Source organism: Serratia sp. FS14, from assembly GCF_000695995.1.
In the GTDB taxonomy this organism is placed as follows: Bacteria; Pseudomonadota; Gammaproteobacteria; order Enterobacterales; family Enterobacteriaceae; genus Serratia; species Serratia nematodiphila.
Genome location: NZ_CP005927.1, coordinates 1101336 through 1119230 on the forward strand (window position 1 = coordinate 1101336; position 17895 = coordinate 1119230).

Below are 17895 nucleotides of genomic sequence, written 5' to 3' on the forward strand. Positions count from 1 at the left end.
AGCCCGGCGGCAAGCGCCGGGCGTTAACCTAACGTTATTCGCTGCTGTTCATGATGGGAAATTCTCTCCCAGGGAATGCTGTTGCCCGCAGTCAGCCGTTATGCGGAGAAATATAATAATGATGAAAAGCTTATTACCTCGTTCCATGACTCTGGCGGCGCTGGCGCTGCTCTGTAGCCAGGCGCAGGCGGAAACGCTGCAAACCGGCAAGGACGTCGAAGCCCCCACCGCCAAATGGGAAGGGGTGGCGCTCGGCTTTGAGCCGCCGCAGCCCGGGCTGTTGGGGGATATGCTGGGGATCAGGCCGATCCTGGAGGATCACGGCTTCCACTATAATCTCGGCTACCTCAGCCAGCTGTCGTATAACGCCGGTGGCGGTTACAACCACGATAAACAGGCGTCGTATATCGACCAGTTTTCGCTGACCTTCAGCCAGGATTTGCAGGCGCTGACCGGCATTTCGGACGCGGCGATCGAAGGCAATATCGTCAACCGCAACCATGACAACAACCTGACCCGCGATCGCCTGCAGGATCCGCGCGTCGGCCTGACCGATCTGTCGCAGGAGAGCTTTGGCGGGCAGTCGATTACCCGGCTGGGTTGGTTGACCTTTAGCCGCTCCTTCCTCGATCGCCGGCTGCAGTGGCGCATCGGCATGATGAACAAGGTGCAGGATTTCGATCAGATCATCCCCTGCGATTTTCAGACGCTGACGCTGTGCGGCGGCAAGTCCGCCAACTCGTTGACCTGGTACAACTGGAACGTGCATTACTGGGGCACCACGCTGCAATACAAACTGACCGACGGCCTGACGCTCAAGGGCGGCGTGATGGAACAGAACCCGAGCGCCCCCAGCCGCAGCCACGCCTGGAGCTGGTCCACCAAGGGCAGCAAAGGCTTTCTGCTGCCGATGGAGCTGGAGCTGAAAACCCACGCCGTCAACCAGCTGCCGGGGGTGTATAACCTGGGCGTGCTGTTCACCAACGCGCGCCAGAGCGATCTTTATGAAGGGGTGTCCGGCGGGCCGGGCGCCAGCGATCCGCAGGGCTATCGCAGCCACGATCGCACCTGGTTCCTGTATACCGGTTTCAACCAGCAGGTGACGCGCCATGCGGACGACGTCAACCGCGGTCTGAGCGTGTTCTACAGCCTGGGGCTGGGAGATCAGCGCAGCAACTACCTGCATTGGTCCACCTCGACCGGCATCCGCTATCGCGGGCTGTTCGATGCGCGGCCGGACGACTGGCTGGGGCTCGGCGTCTCGGTGGTGAAGCTGAGCGACCGCTACAAAGACAATCAGCGTTATCTCAACCAGATGAGCGGCATCAACGATTATCACGATCCGAACTATCGGCCGGTGCCGGGCCACTCGGTGACGGCGGAACTCTATTATCGCGTTAACGTCACGCCGTGGCTGCAGCTGCAGCCGGGCCTGCAATACTGGCATCACCCGGCGGGCGTCAGCGAGACGCAGGACGCCTGGGTGACGGCGTTGAAAACGGTGGTGACCTTCTGATCAGGCCGCGTCGCTCTCGCGGTAGCGCCGGCGGGCGTGCTCAAACCAGCTGGCCGGCACGTTGTGCGGCGGCTGCTGCAATCTGAGCAGCCCCTGTTCGACGATATGGCTGGCCTGGCGCCACAGCGTCGGGTCGCCTTCGGTCAGCACTTCCAGCAGGCGCTGTTTCTCGATCAGATAGGTTTGGGCGAAGTGGCTGTCGTAGTCCAGCAGCGAGCGGGTGTTGTCGATCAGATCCGCCAGCTTGATGGTTTTGGCCTGCGGCGACGCGCCGGCGCTGTGGCGCCGATCGCGGTTTTTACGCTCGAAGCGGTTGCCGTCCTCGGCGCGGCTGACGTTGGTCAACATTCGCACCAGTTCCGCCACTTTTGGCCCAAAGTGGCTTTCGATATCGCCGAGGGTGGTGGGCGTATCTTCCACCGTGTCATGCAGCCAGGCGGCCGCCAGCATCTCTTCGGTGTGCGGCACGCTGCGCACCAGCTCCATCACCGCCTGTGGGTGGACGATGTACGGATCGTCGGTGTATTTGCGGCGCTGATCGATGGCCGCATGCGCCTTGGTGGCGTAGCGGCGCGCGCGTTCTGCAAGCGTATTCGTCATTTCCTTTCCCTCCGAGCATCCTCTGCATGAAAAAAAGGTAGCATACCTCACAAGAAATAGCTTGCGATTACATCGTGCACTATCTATATTCACAAACATGAAAAGCACCGATACCGCACAACCCAACGCGAAGAACCTGCTGCAGCTCGATCAGCAGCTCTGTTTCGCGCTGTACTCCGCCAACCTGGCGCTGCACAAAGTCTACCGCAAGCTGTTGAATCAGCTCGAACTCACCTACCCGCAATACCTGGTGATGATGGTGCTGTGGGAGCGCGATCGGGTGACGGTATCGGATATCGGCGAGCGGCTGTTCCTCGATTCCGCCACGCTGACGCCGCTGCTGAAGCGGCTGGAAACCGCCGGTTTGCTGGTGCGCTATCGCGCCACCACCGACGAGCGGCAGGTGATCATTGCCCTCACCGAAGCCGGCCGCGCGCTGCGTGAGCGGGCGCAATCGGTGCCCGAGGCGGTGATGTGCGCCACCGACTGCAGCCTGGACGAGATCGTCTCGCTCAAACAGCAGTTGGAAAAGCTGCGCGGCAGCCTGATCGATCAGATTTGATCCTCCAGCGCCGGACGCAAGAACGGCAGGGGTGGTCTACACTGGTTAATAAGCGTCAAAAATAAGTAGTGCGCGATTTAATCGCAAAAGATAAATATGTGACCGGCTTTACCTCGTGGAAGCCGTAGTCATCTCGCCAACCAGCAAGAAGGAATGAACGATGTCTATTGAGAAAGTGGTTTACCGCGCTCACGCCACCGCAACCGGCGGCCGCGACGGCCGTGCGACCTCCTCCGACGGCGTGTTGGACGTGAAACTGGGCGTGCCGAAAGAGATGGGCGGCGCCGGCGGCGAAGTCACCAACCCCGAACAGCTGTTCGCCGCCGGTTACTCGGCCTGCTTCCTCGGCGCGTTGAAGTTTGTCGCGGCGAAAGAAAAGGTCAAAATTCCGGCCGAAGCCAAGATCGACGGCACCGTCGGCATCGGTGAAATCCCGAATGGCTTCGGCATCGAAGTGCAGCTGGATATCTCGCTGCCGGGCATCGAGCGCAGCGTGGCGGAAGATCTGGTGAAAAAGGCGCATGTGGTGTGCCCATACTCCAACGCCACCCGTGGAAATATCGATGTAACTCTGAAGGTTAAGTAAGATTTTTGCCGATATCTGGAAAAAATGGAGGGTTTATCCCTCCATTTTCTTGCGTGCCCTGTCTGAAAACCGCTCAAAAAAACGGTAAATTTTGTCCGTTTTGTGAGAATTCTCTTGATTATTACCCGCAAAATAACGCTTATTGCCGGTTGGCTGAACCAGAAGCCGCAATCAGTGTCTGACTGAGTCAGAACCGCTACACCGTCCCCGGAGCCACCGCGTTACATGAACAAAGTTAAATCGCTATCACAGCAGAATTTATCGTTATTGTTAGCGATCTATATCGGCATCTTTCTAAACCTGTCCGTTTTCTATCGCCGTTTTGATTCGCTGGCGCACGGCATTCAGGGAATTAAGCTTATTTCGGCGGTGACGGAAGTCATCGCTATCGTCCTGTTTACGTTCTTCATTATGCGGCTGGTATCGCTCGGCGGCCGGCTGTTTTATCGCATCGTCGCCTCGCTGCTGGTGTTGATTTCGGTTGCCGCCAGCTACTACATGACGTTTTTCAATGTGGTGATCGGCTACGGCATCGTAGTGTCGGTGATGACCACCGATATCGATCTGTCGAAAGAGGTGGTTGGCCTGCACTTCGTGCTGTGGATGGTGGCGCTCAGCGCCTTACCGCTGCTGTTGATCTGGAAAAACAACCTGCGCTATACCCTGATAGAACAGCTGAAAACCCCTGGTCATCGCATCAAGCCGCTGCTGGTATTGCTGGCGGTGGTGGCGCTGGTCTGGCTGCCGCTGCGCATGCTGGATGACGAGCAGAGTGTGCAAGAGAAGCTTTCCAACGTCGATTTGCCGAGCTACGGCGGCGTGGTGGCGCACTCGTATCTGCCGTCCAACTGGCTGTCGGCGCTGGGGCTGTTTGCCTACACCCGCTATGACGAAAGCCAGGATCAGAGCACGATGTTCGATCCGGGCAAACACTTCACCTACGTACCGCCGGCGGACATCGACGACACCTACGTGGTGTTCATCATCGGCGAGACCACGCGCTGGGATCACATGGGCATGCTGGGCTACGAGCGCGATACCACGCCGCGGCTGTCTAAAGAGAAGAATCTGGTGGCGTTCCGCGGCGAGTCGTGCGATACCGCCACCAAGCTGTCGCTGCGCTGCATGTTCGTGCGTGAAGGCGGCACCGAAGACAATCCGCAGCGCACGCTGAAAGAGCAGAACGTGTTCGCGGTGCTGAAGGATCTGGGCTTCTCTTCCGAGCTGTTCGCCATGCAGAGCGAGGTGTGGTTCTACAACAACACCGAGGTGAACAACTATTCGTTCCGCGAGATGATCGCGTCCGAGAAGCGCAACGACGGCAAGGCGGTCGACGATATGCTGCTGGTGGACGAAATGAAGGAGTCGCTGGCGCGCTATCCGAAGGGCAAGCACCTGGTGATCCTGCATACCAAAGGCTCGCACTACCTGTACTCGCAGCGTTATCCGCGCAGCTATGCGCGTTATCAGCCGGAGTGCATGGGGGTGGACGATTCCTGCACCAAGGCGCAACTGATCAATGCGTTCGACAATACGGTGCTGTATACCGACAGCTTTATCAGTAATGTGATCGACCAGGTGCGGGACAAGAAGGCCATCGTGTTCTATGCCGCCGATCACGGCGAATCGATCGGCGAGAATACGCACCTGCATGGCACGCCGCGCGAAATGGCGCCGCCGGAGCAGTTCCGCGTGCCGATGATCGTGTGGGCGTCGGACAAGTTCCTCGAAAACCCGCAGCACCTCAGCGCTTTTGAGCAGCTGCAGGCGCAGCAGCGCATCGGCAAAACGCATCGCCACGTCGAGCTGTTTGACACCATCCTCGGCTGCCTCGGCTACACCTCTCCTGATGGCGGCATCGTGGATAAAAACAACTGGTGCCATCTGCCGCAGGATAAAACGGCGCCTGCCCGCCTGTGATCCCTCCCGCCGGGTGCCTGCCTTGCGCACCCGGTAATTTCACCCAATACATTCTCTTCATCAATTATTCCGGTGTGCGCATACGGTATACTTGCGCACTTCCCCTGCTAACCGGAGATTTCCATGACCCTGCGCGTGGCGTTTATCGACGATCATGACATTGTGCGTTCGGGCTTTGTGCAACTGCTGTCACTGGAGGCCGATATTCAGGTGGTGGGCGAGTTCAGCAGCGCGGCACAGGCGCGCGCCGGCCTGCCGGGGCTGGAGGCGGAAATCTGCATTTGCGACATTTCGATGCCGGACGGCAGCGGGCTGGATCTGCTGGCGGACATTCCTTCCGGCATCCGCGTGGTGATGCTGTCGATGCACGATAACCCGGCGCTGGTGGAAATGGCTCTGGAACGCGGCGCCAGCGGCTTTCTCTCCAAGCGCTGCAAGCCGGAAGATCTGATCACCGCGGTGCGCACCGTCGCCGGCGGCGGCGTCTACCTGATGCCGGAAATCGCGCAGCAGCTGGCGCGGGTGAGGGTCGATCCGTTGACCCGCCGCGAGCGCGAGATCGCGCTATTGCTGGCGCAGGGCCAGGAGGTGCGTGAGATCGCCGCCGCCTTGGGGCTGTCGCCGAAAACGGTGCATGTGCACCGCGCCAACCTGTTCGCCAAGCTGGGCATCAACAACAACGTCGAACTGGCCAGACGGATGCTGAACCTGTGACGCAGCGCCTGATCACCCAGCTGGCGCTGTTTTTCATCTACGCCGCCAGCGCGTTTTGCCTGTGGGGCATCGGCACCGCGCTGATCGACCCCCCCTGGCAGGCGCTGCTGCTGTTTCCGTTCGGCCTGCGCATGGGCATTTTGCTGCAGAGCCCGTACCGTTTCTGGCCGGGGATCCTGCTGGCTGATCTGCTGCTGATGGCGTTGCTGGCGGATCAGTTCGGCTACGGCCCGGCGCTGTGGGCGTCGGTGGCGGTGCTGGTGTTGACGGTGCTGCTCAGCCTGCTGGCCTCGCCGTGGCTGTTGCGCCATCAGCAGAGCGACAGCGAATGGCGCTGGCCGCTGTTGCAGGGCGCGGTGGTCGCCATCGCCGCCTTGCTGCAGGCGTTGGTCTGGCAGCTGGTGAGCGGCGAAGGCGCCCGCGCGCTGCTGCTCGGCCTGACCGGTGGTTTCACCATCGCGCCAACCTGCCTGCTGTTGTGGCACTATCTGGCGCGCCAAATCTGGGTGCCGCTGGAGCCGGGGCTGATCCACAAGCCGGTGGAGCTGCGTCTGGGCCACCTGGCCAGCTATCTGTTGCTGTTTGCGTTCAGCATCTGGCTGCAGCAGCAGGTTAACGCCGCCGAGCTGCGCCGTTTCGCGCCGTTCTGCCTGGCGATCCCCATCGTGTTCATGTCTTATCGCTATGGCTGGCAGGGCGCGCTGTTGGCGACGCTGCTCAACGGCGTGGCGCTGATGGTCAACGAGCCGCCGCAGCCGGAGTCGCACCGCGATCTGTTGCTGTCGCTGCTGGCCCAAAGCCTGACCGGGCTGCTGCTGGGCGCCGGCATTCAGCGCCAGCGCGAACTGAATCAGCAACTGCGGCTGCGGCTGGCGGAGAATCGGCAGCTGGCGCGGGCGCTGGTGACGGCGGAGGAGCAAACCCGGCGCGAGGTGGCGCGCGAGCTGCACGATGAAGTGGGGCAGACCATCACCGTGATCCGCACTCAGGCCAGCATCGTCAAGCGTCTGGCGCCGGAACCGGCGGTGATCGGCTGCGCCGACACCATCGATGCGCTGGCGCTGCGGGTCTACGACGGGGTGCACGATGTGCTGACCCAGCTGTGGCCGGCGGCGCTGAACAACCTGCCGCTGTCGGCGGCGGTGGCGGCGATGCTGCGGGAGTCGCTGCCGCAGGACGCGTCGCTGGTGAGCCGCATGCAATGGCAGGTGCCCGACGAGCTGCTGGATGAAACGCTGAAAATCACGCTGTATCGGGTGTGTCAGGAAGGGGTGACCAATGTGTGCCGCCACGCCGGCGCCAGTCGCCTGGAGCTGGATGCGCGCCTGCAGCCGCGCAAAGGCGCCGCGCCGCAGATCGCCCTGACCATCCGCGACAACGGCGTGGGCTTCGATGCGGAAAACCATCAGCCGGGGTACGGCCTGCGCGGCATGCAAGAGCGCATCAGCGCCCTCGGCGGCAGCCTGCGGTTCACCGCTGAGCGGGGCGCCTGTTTGAGTGTGATCTTGCCCACAGTTTCACCGGCGCAAACGCAAAACTAGGAAAAACTCCTAACCGCCTCGAGAATCCGGCGTAAGCCCCCTGCGCGCGCGAGGAGCATCATAGCGGCACTTTAATTCAATCCTCTGAGGTTCCACATGTGGTCTTTCCTTAAAAGCCGCCCGGATGCGCCGCAGGTCACCGATCAACGGCAGATCGACGCCAGCTACAAATACTGGCGCATTCAGCTGATGTGCACCATGTACATCGGTTATGCCGCGTTTTACTTCACGCGCAAAAGCTTCAACTTCATCATGCCGGCGATGCTGAGCGATCTGGGTCTGACGATGTCCGACGTCGGCATCCTCGGCACGCTGTTCTACATCACCTACGGCTGCTCGAAATTCATTTCCGGCATGATCAGCGATCGCTCCAACCCGCGTTACTTTATGGGGCTGGGCCTGATCATGACCGGGGTGCTGAATATCTTCTTCGGTCTCAGCTCGTCGCTGCTGATGCTGGGCACGCTGTGGATCCTCAACGCCTTCTTCCAGGGCTGGGGTTGGCCGCCGTGTTCCAAAATCCTCACCAGCTGGTATTCGCGCTCCGAGCGCGGCAGCTGGTGGGCGATCTGGAACACCTCGCACAACGTCGGCGGCGCGCTGATCCCGCTGCTGGTCGGCTTTATCTCGCTGCACTTCAGCTGGCGTTACGGCATGATCATTCCCGGCATCATCGGCGTGGTGCTCGGCCTGCTGATGTGCTGGCGCTTGCGTGACAAGCCATCCACCCTGGGGCTGCCGAGCGTCGGCAAATGGCGCAACGACGCCATGGAGCTGGTGCAGGAATCGGAAGGCCAGGGGCTGAGCAACCGCGAGATCATCAAGCGCTACGTGCTGACCAACAAGTACATCTGGCTGCTGGCGGTCTCTTATGTGCTGGTGTACATCGTGCGCACCGCGATCAACGACTGGGGCAACCTCTACCTGACGCAGGAAAAGGGCTATTCGCTGATGACCGCCAACTCGGCCATTTCGCTGTTTGAAGTGGGCGGCTTTATCGGTTCGCTGGTGGCCGGTTGGGGTTCCGACAAGCTGTTCCGCGGCAACCGCGGCCCGATGAACCTGATCTTCGCCATCGGCATCTTCCTGTCGGTGGCGGCACTGTGGCTAATGCCGGGCGTCACCTACCTGCTGCAGGCCTGCTGCTTCTTCGCCATCGGCTTCTTCATCTTCGGCCCGCAGATGCTGATCGGCATAGGTCGGCGGCGGAGTGCTCGTCACAAAGGTATGCGGCGGGCGCCGCGACCGGTTTCGTCGGCCTGTTCGCCTACCTGGGCGCGGCGCTGTCCGGCTACCCGATCGCGCGGGTGATGGAGATCTGGCACTCGGAACGGCTTCTTCGTGGTGATTTCCATCGCCGCCTGCCTGTCGGCGCTGTTCCTGCTGCCATTCCTGCGCGCGCAGACGCCGGCGCTGAAACCGGCCAACGCCTGAGTAAAATACGCTGCGCAACCCCCGGCGCAGCGTATTATGGCGCTTTTATCACCACTTGAAATGCAGGGACAAAAAAGTGATTGACGCCTATAACCGCCAGCAGTAAGATGCGCCCCGCATCGGCGAGTAGCGCAGCTTGGTAGCGCAACTGGTTTGGGACCAGTGGGTCGGAGGTTCGAAATCCTCTCTCGCCGACCACCATTCGAAAAACCTGCTTTTAAAGCAGGTTTTTTTTCGTCTGCGGTTTATGAGGATGAGTACCTCCGCAGGAGGTTCGAGCCTCGCGAAGCGAGACAACGTTGCTTTAGCAACGGCCCGCAAGGGCGCGCATCAACGATGCGCGTAATCCTCTCTCGCCGACCACCATTCGAAAAACCTGCTTTTAAAGCAGGTTTTTTTTCGCCTGCAGTTTATGAGGATGAGTACCTCCTCCGATACGGTCGGCTTCGCTTTATGGCGTGCGTCAATCCACCGTCCTCGTGAAATATATTTATCCTTTACGCTTAATTTATTCACACTCCTTATTCCCATTGGGCTCTTTTTCTCATATTTAAATAAATTCATGCTTGCCGAATAAAACCCGGTTTATAGCGCTCTTGTTTTCACATTTTTTTTACCTATAGTCTGAATGGACAACGCGGGATATGTTATTCCCGCTGCGTGGAAAATATCGTGATTATTTATTAACGTTAATCTTCGTGGATTATTGCGGAATTTTTTCGCATCGGCAATGCATCGCGACGATTAACTCTTTTATGTTTATCCTCTCGGAATAAAGGAATCAGTTATGCGCAAATTTAATAAACCGCTGTTGGCGCTGTTGATCGGCAGCACGCTGTGTTCCGCGGCGCAGGCCGCCGCGCCGGGCAAGCCGACCATCGCCTGGGGCAACACCAAGTTCGCCATCGTTGAAGTTGACCAGGCGGCTACCGCTTATAATAATTTGGTGAAGGTAAAAAATGCCGCCGATGTTTCGGTCTCCTGGAATTTATGGAATGGCGACACCGGTACGACGGCAAAAGTTTTATTAAATGGCAAAGAGGCGTGGAGCGGCCCGTCAACCGGTTCTTCCGGTACGGCGAATTTTAAAGTCAATAAAGGCGGCCGTTATCAAATGCAGGTGGCATTGTGCAATGCCGACGGCTGCAGCGCCAGCGATGCCACCGAAATTGTGGTGGCCGACACCGACGGCAGCCATTTGGCGCCGTTGAAAGAGCCGCTGCTGGAAAAGAATAAACCGTATAAACAGAACTCCGGCAAAGTGGTCGGTTCTTATTTCGTCGAGTGGGGCGTTTACGGGCGCAATTTCACTGTCGACAAGATCCCGGCGCAGAATCTGACCCACCTGCTGTACGGCTTTATCCCGATCTGCGGCGGCAACGGCATCAACGACAGCCTGAAAGAGATTGAAGGCAGCTTCCAGGCGCTGCAGCGCTCCTGCCAGGGCCGCGAGGACTTCAAAGTCTCGATCCACGATCCGTTCGCCGCGCTGCAAAAAGCGCAGAAGGGCGTTACCGCCTGGGATGACCCCTACAAGGGCAACTTCGGCCAGCTGATGGCGCTGAAACAGGCGCATCCTGACCTGAAAATTCTGCCGTCGATCGGCGGCTGGACGCTGTCCGACCCGTTCTTCTTCATGGGCGATAAGGTGAAGCGCGATCGCTTCGTCGGTTCGGTGAAAGAGTTCCTGCAGACCTGGAAGTTCTTCGACGGCGTGGATATCGACTGGGAGTTCCCGGGCGGCAAAGGCGCCAACCCGAACCTGGGCAGCCCGCAGGACGGGGAAACCTATGTGCTGCTGATGAAGGAGCTGCGGGCGATGCTGGATCAGCTGTCGGCGGAAACCGGCCGCAAATATGAACTGACCTCCGCCATCAGCGCCGGCAAGGACAAGATCGATAAGGTGGCTTACAACGTTGCGCAGAACTCGATGGATCACATCTTCCTGATGAGCTACGACTTCTATGGCGCCTTCGATCTGAAGAACCTTGGGCATCAGACCGCGCTGAATGCGCCGGCCTGGAAGCCGGACACCGCTTACACCTCGGTGAACGGCGTCAATGCGCTGCTGGCGCAGGGCGTCAAGCCGGGCAAGATCGTGGTCGGCACCGCCATGTATGGCCGCGGCTGGACCGGGGTGAACGGCTACCAGAACAACATTCCGTTCACCGGTACCGCCACCGGGCCGGTTAAAGGCACCTGGGAGAACGGCATCGTGGACTACCGCCAAATCGCCGGCCAGTTCATGAGCGGCGAGTGGCAGTATACCTACGACGCCACGGCGGAAGCGCCTTACGTGTTCAAACCTTCCACCGGCGATCTGATCACCTTCGACGATGCCCGCTCGGTGCAGGCCAAAGGCAAGTACGTGCTGGATAAGCAGCTGGGCGGCCTGTTCTCCTGGGAGATCGATGCGGATAACGGCGATATTCTCAACAGCATGAACGCCAGCCTGGGCAACAGCGCCGGCGTTCAATAATCGGTTGCAGTGCGTTGCCGGGGGATATCCTTTCGCCCCCGGCTTTTTCGCCGCCGAAAGTTTTTTTACGCCGCACAGATTGTGGCTCTGCCCCGAGCAAAACGCGCTCATCGGACTCACCCTTTTGGGTAATCCTTCAGCATTTCCTCCTGTCTTTAACGGCGATCACAAAAATAACCGTTCAGATATTCATCATTCAGCAACAAAGTTTTGGCGTTTTTTAACGGAGTTAAAAACCAGTAAGTTTGTGAGGGTCAGACCAATGCGCTAAAAATGGCCGCTTAGCATAAATTTTCATGCTGGAACTGTTAACAAAAGGTTTTTTTATGTTTGTTTGCTGTTTCTCACAGTCTGCGTAAATCCCCACTGGTTATATTGACGACACCCCAAACAGTTGGCAACTTGATAGCCTCAGGGGTAAGAGCGAGAGTTGTTTGAGTGAATTCCACGCGCTCAGACGTCCCCGCCGCGATGCGTTCCATCCGGCATTCTCTCCTCGTACGCCTTCTGCCTTCGGGCGCCGATCGCACAGGCCACGCAATAAAAAATACAGGTCTGGCGGCAATTACACACATCACATCACACAATGGAGCACTAACGATGACACGTTCCTTGGGTAAATCGGGGATTCTGAAATTCGGTATTGGGCTGATCGCGCTGACCGTGGCGGCCAGCGTACAGGCCAAGACGTTGGTTTACTGTTCTGAAGGTTCCCCGGAAGGGTTCAACCCGCAGCTGTTTACCTCCGGCACCACCTATGACGCCAGCTCGGTACCAATCTACAACCGGCTGGTCGAATTCAAGACCGGCACCACCGAGCTGCAGCCGGGCCTGGCTGAGAAGTGGGACGTCAGCGAAGACGGCAAAACCTACACCTTCCACCTGCGCAAAGGCGTGAAGTGGCAGAGCAGCAAAGACTTCAAACCGACGCGCGATTTCAACGCCGACGACGTGGTGTTCTCCTTTGAACGCCAGTTGGATGCGAACAACGCCTATCACAAAGTGTCCGGCGGCAGTTACGAATACTTTGAAGGCATGGACATGCCGAAGCTGATCGCCAAGATCGAAAAAGTGGACGACAACACCGTGCGCTTCGTGCTGAACCGCCCGGAGGCGCCGTTCCTGGCTGACCTGGGCATGGACTTCGCGTCCATTCTGTCCGCCGAATACGCTGACGTGATGATGAAAGCCGGCACGCCGGAGAAAGTCGATCTGAACCCGATCGGCACCGGCCCATTCCAGCTGCTGCAATACCAGAAAGACTCCAAGATCCTGTACAAGGCGTTCGACGGTTTCTGGGGCACCAAGCCGAAGATCGATCGCCTGGTGTTTTCCATCACGCCTGACGCCTCCGTGCGCTACGCCAAACTGCAGAAAAACGAATGCCAGGTGATGCCGTATCCGAACCCGGCCGATATCGCCCGCATGAAGCAGGACAAGTCCATCAACCTGATGGAACAGCCGGGCCTGAACGTGGGCTATCTGTCGTTCAACGTCGAGAAAAAGCCGCTGGATAACCTGAAGGTGCGTCAGGCGTTGACCATGGCGGTCAACAAGCAGGCGATCATCGACGCGGTTTATCAGGGCGCGGGCCAGGCGGCCAAGAACCTGATCCCGCCGACCATGTGGGGCTATAACGACGCGGTGCAGGATTACGCTTACGATCCGGCCAAGGCGAAAGAGCTGCTGAAAGAAGCGGGCATGGCCGACGGTTTCAGCATCGATCTGTGGGCGATGCCGGTACAGCGTCCTTACAACCCGAACGCGCGCCGCATGGCGGAAATGATCCAGGCCGACTGGGCCAAGATCGGCGTGAAAGCCAAAATCGTGACCTACGAGTGGGGTGAATACCTCAAGCGCGCCAAAGCGGGCGAGCACCAGACGGTGATGATGGGCTGGACCGGCGACAACGGGGATCCGGACAACTTCTTCGCCACGCTGTTCAGCTGCGCGGCGGCGAAAGACGGCTCCAACTACTCCCGCTGGTGCTACAAGCCGTTTGAAGATCTGATTCAACCGGCGCGCGCCGAATCCAACCACGACAAGCGTATCGAACTGTACAAACAGGCGCAGGTGGTGATGCACGATCAGGCTCCGGCGCTGATTGTCGCACACTCCACCGTGTATGAGCCTGTGCGTAAGGAAGTGAAAGGCTACGTCGTGGATCCGCTCGGTAAGCATCACTTCGAGAATGTCTCTGTAGACTGATTTCGACCGCTTTACCGGAGACGCACGAATGGACTTGCAGGGGCGCAACAGGTTTGCGCCTCTGCTGACCAGTCTCCGGCGTATGGCCGTCGAATCGTTCAAAGGCATGTGAGCGTTAATAAGCCTGGCGGACGATGAGCTGCCGGGCATTGATACAGAGAGTTCGGGATATGTTGCAGTTCATACTCCGACGTTTGGGGTTAGTTATCCCAACGTTTATCGGCATTACGTTGCTGACTTTTGCATTCGTCCATATGATCCCCGGCGACCCGGTGACCATCATGGCCGGGGAACGCGGTATCTCCGCCGAGCGCCACGCGCAGCTGATGGCGGAAATGGGGCTGGACAAGCCGCTCTATCAACAATATTTCTCCTACGTGTCCAACGTGCTGCACGGCGATCTGGGCACCTCACTCAAAAGCCGCATCTCCGTCTGGAGCGAGTTCGTTCCGCGCTTCCAGGCCACGCTGGAGCTGGGTTTCTGCGCGATGCTGTTCGCGGTGCTGGTGGGCATCCCGGTCGGGGTGCTGGCGGCGGTCAAACGCGGTTCGGTCTTCGATCACACCGCGGTGGGCATCTCGCTGACCGGCTATTCGATGCCGATTTTCTGGTGGGGCATGATGCTGATCATGCTGGTGTCGGTGCAGCTTAACCTGACGCCGGTGTCGGGGCGCATCAGCGACACGGTATTCCTCGACGACAGCCACCCGCTGACCGGCTTCATGCTGATAGACACCCTGATCTGGGGCGAGCCTGGCGACTTCGTCGACGCGGTGATGCACATGATCCTGCCGGCCATCGTACTGGGCACCATCCCGCTGGCGGTGATCGTGCGCATGACCCGTTCCTCGATGCTGGAAGTGTTGGGCGAAGACTATATCCGCACCGCGCGCGCCAAGGGCGTGAGCCGCATGCGAGTGATCGTCGTCCACGCGCTGCGCAACGCGCTGCTGCCGGTGGTGACGGTGATCGGGCTGCAGGTTGGCACCATGCTGGCCGGCGCTATTCTGACGGAAACCATCTTCTCCTGGCCGGGGCTGGGCCGCTGGCTGATCGACGCGCTGCAGCGCCGCGATTACCCGGTGGTGCAGGGCGGGGTATTGCTGGTCGCCTGTATGATCATTCTGGTTAACCTGCTGGTAGACGTGCTCTACGGCGTGGTCAACCCGCGTATTCGCCACAAGAAATAAGGGGCGCTCTCATGTCTCAAATCACTGAGTCTGCAGTTAAAGGTGCGCCGAAGCCGATGACCCCGTTTCAGGAGTTTTGGCACTATTTCAAGCGCAATAAAGGGGCCGTGGTCGGCCTGGTGTACATCGTTCTGATGCTGGTGATCGCGCTCGGCGCCGGCGTGCTGGCGCCGCATGCGCCTGCGGACCAGTTCCGCGACGCGCTGCTCAAGCCGCCGGTGTGGCAAGAAGGCGGCAGCTGGCAATATATCCTCGGCACCGACGACGTGGGCCGCGACGTGCTGTCGCGCCTGATGTACGGTGCACGGCTGTCGCTGTTGGTCGGCTGTCTGGTGGTGGTGCTGTCGCTGATCATGGGCGTGATATTCGGCCTGCTGGCCGGTTACTTCGGCGGCGTGGTGGACGCGATTATCATGCGCATCGTCGACATCATGCTGGCTCTGCCGAGCCTGTTGCTGGCGCTGGTGCTGGTGGCGGTATTCGGGCCGTCGATCGTCAACGCCTCGCTGGCGCTGACCTTCGTCGCCCTGCCGCACTATGTGCGTCTGACGCGCGCGGCGGTGCTGGTGGAGGTCAACCGCGACTACGTCACCGCTTCGCGGGTGGCGGGCGCCGGCGCGCTGCGCCAGATGTTCGTCAATATTCTGCCTAACTGCCTGGCGCCTTTGATCGTGCAGGCTTCTCTCGGTTTCTCGAACGCCATTCTGGACATGGCCGCTCTCGGCTTTCTGGGCATGGGTGCGCAGCCGCCGACGCCGGAGTGGGGCACCATGCTCTCCGACGTGCTGCAGTTCGCGCAAAGCGCCTGGTGGGTGGTGACCTTCCCCGGCCTGGCGATCCTGCTGACGGTGCTGGCATTTAACCTGATGGGGGACGGTTTGCGTGACGCTCTCGACCCCAAACTCAAGCAGTAACAGAGGACGAGAGAGATGGCGTTATTGAATGTAGACAAGCTTTCGGTGCACTTCGGTGACGAAGGCACCCCGTTCCGCGCGGTAGACCGCATCAGTTACAGCGTGGAGCAAGGTCAGGTGGTCGGCATCGTCGGTGAATCCGGCTCCGGCAAATCCGTCAGCTCGCTGGCGATCATGGGCCTGATCGATTTCCCCGGCAAGGTGATGGCCGACAAGCTGGAGTTCAACGGCCAGGATCTGCGCAAGATCTCCGAAAAAGAGCGCCGCCAGCTGGTGGGCTCCGAAGTGGCGATGATCTTCCAGGATCCGATGACCAGCCTGAACCCGTGCTATACCGTCGGTTACCAGATCATGGAGGCGCTGAAGGTGCATCAGGGCGGCAACCGCCGCACCCGCCGTCAGCGCGCTATCGACCTGCTGACGCAGGTGGGCATTCCCGATCCGGCTTCGCGGCTGGACGTATACCCGCACCAGCTTTCCGGCGGCATGAGCCAGCGCGTGATGATCGCCATGGCCATCGCCTGTCGGCCGAAGCTGCTGATCGCCGACGAGCCGACGACCGCGCTCGATGTGACTATCCAGGCGCAGATCATCGAACTGCTGCTGGATCTGCAACAGCGCGAAAACATGGCGCTGCTGCTGATCACTCACGATCTGGCGCTGGTGGCGGAAGCGGCGCATCACATCATCGTGATGTACGCCGGCCAGGTGGTGGAATCCGGCAAGGCGGCGGAGATTTTCCGCGCGCCGCGCCACCCGTACACCCAGGCGCTGCTGCGCGCGCTGCCGGAGTTCGCCGCCGACAAGGCGCGGCTGGCTTCGCTGCCGGGTGTGGTGCCGGGCAAATACGATCGCCCGACCGGTTGCCTGCTCAACCCGCGTTGTCCGTACGCCAACGAGCGCTGCCGTAACGAGGAGCCGGAACTGCGCAGCATTCCCGGCCGTCAGGTTAAATGTCACACACCGCTGGATGATGCGGGGAGGCCGACCGTATGAGCCAGAATCAACCTTTACTGCAGGCGATTGACCTGAAAAAGCATTACCCGGTGAAAAAGGGCCTGTTCGCGCCGGAGCGGCTGGTCAAGGCGCTCGACGGCGTGTCCTTCACCCTGGAGCGCGGCAAAACGCTGGCGGTGGTCGGTGAGTCGGGCTGCGGCAAATCAACGCTCGGCCGCCTGCTGACGATGATTGAAGTGCCGACCGGCGGCGAGCTGTATTACCAGGGGCAGGATCTGCTGAAGCCGGACGTCTCGGCCGAGAAACTGCGGCGCCAGAAGATCCAAATCGTGTTCCAGAATCCTTACGGATCGCTCAACCCGCGCAAGAAGGTCGGGCAGATCCTCGAGGAGCCGCTGTTGATCAACACGTCGCTCAGCGCCGCCGAACGGCGGGAAAAAGCGCTGGAGATGATGGCGAAGGTCGGCCTGAAGACCGAGCATTATGACCGCTACCCGCACATGTTCTCCGGCGGCCAGCGCCAGCGTATCGCTATCGCCCGCGGGTTGATGTTGAATCCGGACGTGGTGATCGCCGATGAACCGGTGTCGGCATTGGACGTGTCGGTGCGCGCGCAGGTGCTGAATCTGATGATGGATCTGCAGCAGGAGCTGGGGCTGTCCTATGTGTTCATCTCGCACGATCTGTCGGTGGTGGAACACATCGCCGACGAGGTGATGGTGATGTACCTCGGCCGCTGCGTGGAAAAGGGCAGCAAAGAGGCGATCTTCAACAACCCGCGCCATCCGTACACCCAGGCGCTGCTGTCGGCGACGCCACGGTTGAACCCGGATATGCGCCGCGAGCGCATCAAGCTGACCGGCGAACTGCCCAGCCCGATGAATCCGCCGCCGGGCTGTGCGTTCAATGCCCGCTGCCGCCGCGCTTTCGGCACCTGCGTGCAGCTGCAGCCGCAGCTAAAACAGTACGGTGAGCAGATGGTGGCCTGCTTTGCGGTCGATCAGGACGAACATCCGGGGGCGTAAAGCGTCGAACGTCATCGCTTAAATTCACGCCGGCATCACGCCGGCGTTTTTTATTACTCAATCAAAGGGTTAATAAGTAGAAAACTACCACAGTCCGCCATTTTAATTACCTCCCTAATTAAATTCTGATAAGAGTTATTTTTCTAAGAATCTTCGCATGAGAATAATAATCTAATTATGGAATTCAACGGGTTGTTGTTAATAACATTATATCGGCCTATCGGCTTCACCATTTTTATTATAAAAGCC

14 protein-coding genes, 1 tRNA gene and 1 other RNA gene are annotated in these 17895 nt (G+C 59.5%); 15 read left to right on the top strand and 1 reads right to left on the bottom strand.

What is annotated here, in order from left to right:
• Positions 1–121 precede the first annotated feature (121 nt).
• Positions 122–1516 carry a carbohydrate porin gene (locus tag L085_RS05080; RefSeq protein WP_044031934.1) on the top strand — a complete coding sequence of 465 codons (1395 nt, stop codon included), beginning with the start codon at positions 122–124 and terminating at the stop codon, positions 1514–1516.
• Here the strand turns inward: L085_RS05080 and L085_RS05085 are convergent, their stop codons facing one another.
• The gene (locus tag L085_RS05085; RefSeq protein WP_015376230.1) at positions 1517–2116 is read right to left on the bottom strand and encodes an HD domain-containing protein; all 600 of its coding nucleotides are present in this window, start codon (positions 2114–2116) and stop codon (positions 1517–1519) included. It lies immediately after the preceding gene.
• A 97-nt stretch (positions 2117–2213) separates the two neighbouring features.
• Between L085_RS05085 and L085_RS05090 the strand changes: the two genes are divergently transcribed.
• The 14 genes from L085_RS05090 (at position 2214) to dppF (ending at position 17646) form a co-directional block, all read left to right on the top strand.
• Entirely contained in the window at positions 2214–2678 is a 465-nt protein-coding gene (locus tag L085_RS05090) for a MarR family transcriptional regulator (protein ID WP_004934111.1), read from the top strand.
• A 160-nt stretch (positions 2679–2838) separates the two neighbouring features.
• Positions 2839–3264, top strand: coding sequence for an organic hydroperoxide resistance protein (locus L085_RS05095; RefSeq protein ID WP_044030233.1), 426 nt, complete (start codon positions 2839–2841; stop codon positions 3262–3264).
• A gap of 225 nt (positions 3265–3489) precedes the next feature.
• Positions 3490–5184 carry a kdo(2)-lipid A phosphoethanolamine 7''-transferase gene (gene eptB / locus L085_RS05100; protein WP_015376231.1) on the top strand — a complete coding sequence of 565 codons (1695 nt, stop codon included), beginning with the start codon at positions 3490–3492 and terminating at the stop codon, positions 5182–5184.
• 123 nt (positions 5185–5307) lie between these two features.
• Positions 5308–5898: a transcriptional regulator UhpA gene (gene uhpA / locus L085_RS05105; RefSeq protein WP_004934117.1), complete on the top strand. Its 591-nt coding sequence runs from the start codon at positions 5308–5310 to the stop codon at positions 5896–5898.
• The gene (uhpB, locus tag L085_RS05110; protein ID WP_044030234.1) at positions 5895–7439 is read left to right on the top strand and encodes a signal transduction histidine-protein kinase/phosphatase UhpB; all 1545 of its coding nucleotides are present in this window, start codon (positions 5895–5897) and stop codon (positions 7437–7439) included. Before uhpA ends, uhpB begins: the two co-directional genes overlap by 4 nt.
• 96 nt (positions 7440–7535) lie before the next feature.
• Positions 7536–8750 carry an MFS transporter family glucose-6-phosphate receptor UhpC gene (uhpC, locus tag L085_RS05115; RefSeq protein ID WP_255347244.1) on the top strand — a complete coding sequence of 405 codons (1215 nt, stop codon included), beginning with the start codon at positions 7536–7538 and terminating at the stop codon, positions 8748–8750.
• Between the two features lie 243 nt (positions 8751–8993).
• Positions 8994–9071, top strand: a tRNA-Pro gene (locus L085_RS05120).
• Between the two features lie 35 nt (positions 9072–9106).
• Positions 9107–9236: non-coding RNA, RtT sRNA (locus tag L085_RS24380), on the top strand.
• Between the two features lie 424 nt (positions 9237–9660).
• Complete coding sequence (locus L085_RS05125; RefSeq protein WP_044030235.1) at positions 9661–11352, top strand: glycosyl hydrolase family 18 protein; 1692 nt, start codon at positions 9661–9663, stop codon at positions 11350–11352.
• A 600-nt stretch (positions 11353–11952) separates the two neighbouring features.
• A complete protein-coding gene (dppA, locus tag L085_RS05130; protein WP_004934126.1) occupies positions 11953–13560 on the top strand; it encodes a dipeptide ABC transporter periplasmic-binding protein DppA in 1608 nt (535 codons plus the stop codon).
• A gap of 170 nt (positions 13561–13730) precedes the next feature.
• Complete coding sequence (gene dppB, locus L085_RS05135; protein ID WP_015376236.1) at positions 13731–14750, top strand: dipeptide ABC transporter permease DppB; 1020 nt, start codon at positions 13731–13733, stop codon at positions 14748–14750.
• Between the two features lie 11 nt (positions 14751–14761).
• Positions 14762–15664 (top strand): dipeptide ABC transporter permease DppC, encoded by a 903-nt coding sequence (gene dppC / locus L085_RS05140; protein WP_004934130.1) that lies wholly within the window; start codon positions 14762–14764, stop codon positions 15662–15664.
• 15 nt (positions 15665–15679) lie between these two features.
• Complete coding sequence (dppD, locus tag L085_RS05145) at positions 15680–16660, top strand: dipeptide ABC transporter ATP-binding protein (protein ID WP_004934132.1); 981 nt, start codon at positions 15680–15682, stop codon at positions 16658–16660.
• On the top strand, positions 16657–17646 hold the full coding sequence (gene dppF, locus L085_RS05150; RefSeq protein WP_015376237.1) for a dipeptide ABC transporter ATP-binding subunit DppF: 990 nt from the start codon (positions 16657–16659) through the stop codon (positions 17644–17646). Before dppD ends, dppF begins: the two co-directional genes overlap by 4 nt.
• Positions 17647–17895: the final 249 nt, after the last annotated feature.

Bases quoted from the DNA above. Each gene is read 5' to 3' on its own strand.
- L085_RS05080 (WP_044031934.1), top strand. From the start codon at position 122: ATGAAAAGCTTATTACCTCGTTCCATGACTCTGGCGGCGCTGGCGCTG.
- L085_RS05085 (WP_015376230.1), bottom strand. From the start codon at position 2,116: ATGACGAATACGCTTGCAGAACGCGCGCGCCGCTACGCCACCAAGGCG.
- L085_RS05090 (WP_004934111.1), top strand. From the start codon at position 2,214: ATGAAAAGCACCGATACCGCACAACCCAACGCGAAGAACCTGCTGCAG.
- L085_RS05095 (WP_044030233.1), top strand. From the start codon at position 2,839: ATGTCTATTGAGAAAGTGGTTTACCGCGCTCACGCCACCGCAACCGGC.
- eptB (WP_015376231.1), top strand. From the start codon at position 3,490: ATGAACAAAGTTAAATCGCTATCACAGCAGAATTTATCGTTATTGTTA.
- uhpA (WP_004934117.1), top strand. From the start codon at position 5,308: ATGACCCTGCGCGTGGCGTTTATCGACGATCATGACATTGTGCGTTCG.
- uhpC (WP_255347244.1), top strand. From the start codon at position 7,536: ATGTGGTCTTTCCTTAAAAGCCGCCCGGATGCGCCGCAGGTCACCGAT.
- L085_RS05125 (WP_044030235.1), top strand. From the start codon at position 9,661: ATGCGCAAATTTAATAAACCGCTGTTGGCGCTGTTGATCGGCAGCACG.
- dppA (WP_004934126.1), top strand. From the start codon at position 11,953: ATGACACGTTCCTTGGGTAAATCGGGGATTCTGAAATTCGGTATTGGG.
- dppB (WP_015376236.1), top strand. From the start codon at position 13,731: ATGTTGCAGTTCATACTCCGACGTTTGGGGTTAGTTATCCCAACGTTT.
- dppC (WP_004934130.1), top strand. From the start codon at position 14,762: ATGTCTCAAATCACTGAGTCTGCAGTTAAAGGTGCGCCGAAGCCGATG.
- dppD (WP_004934132.1), top strand. From the start codon at position 15,680: ATGGCGTTATTGAATGTAGACAAGCTTTCGGTGCACTTCGGTGACGAA.
- dppF (WP_015376237.1), top strand. From the start codon at position 16,657: ATGAGCCAGAATCAACCTTTACTGCAGGCGATTGACCTGAAAAAGCAT.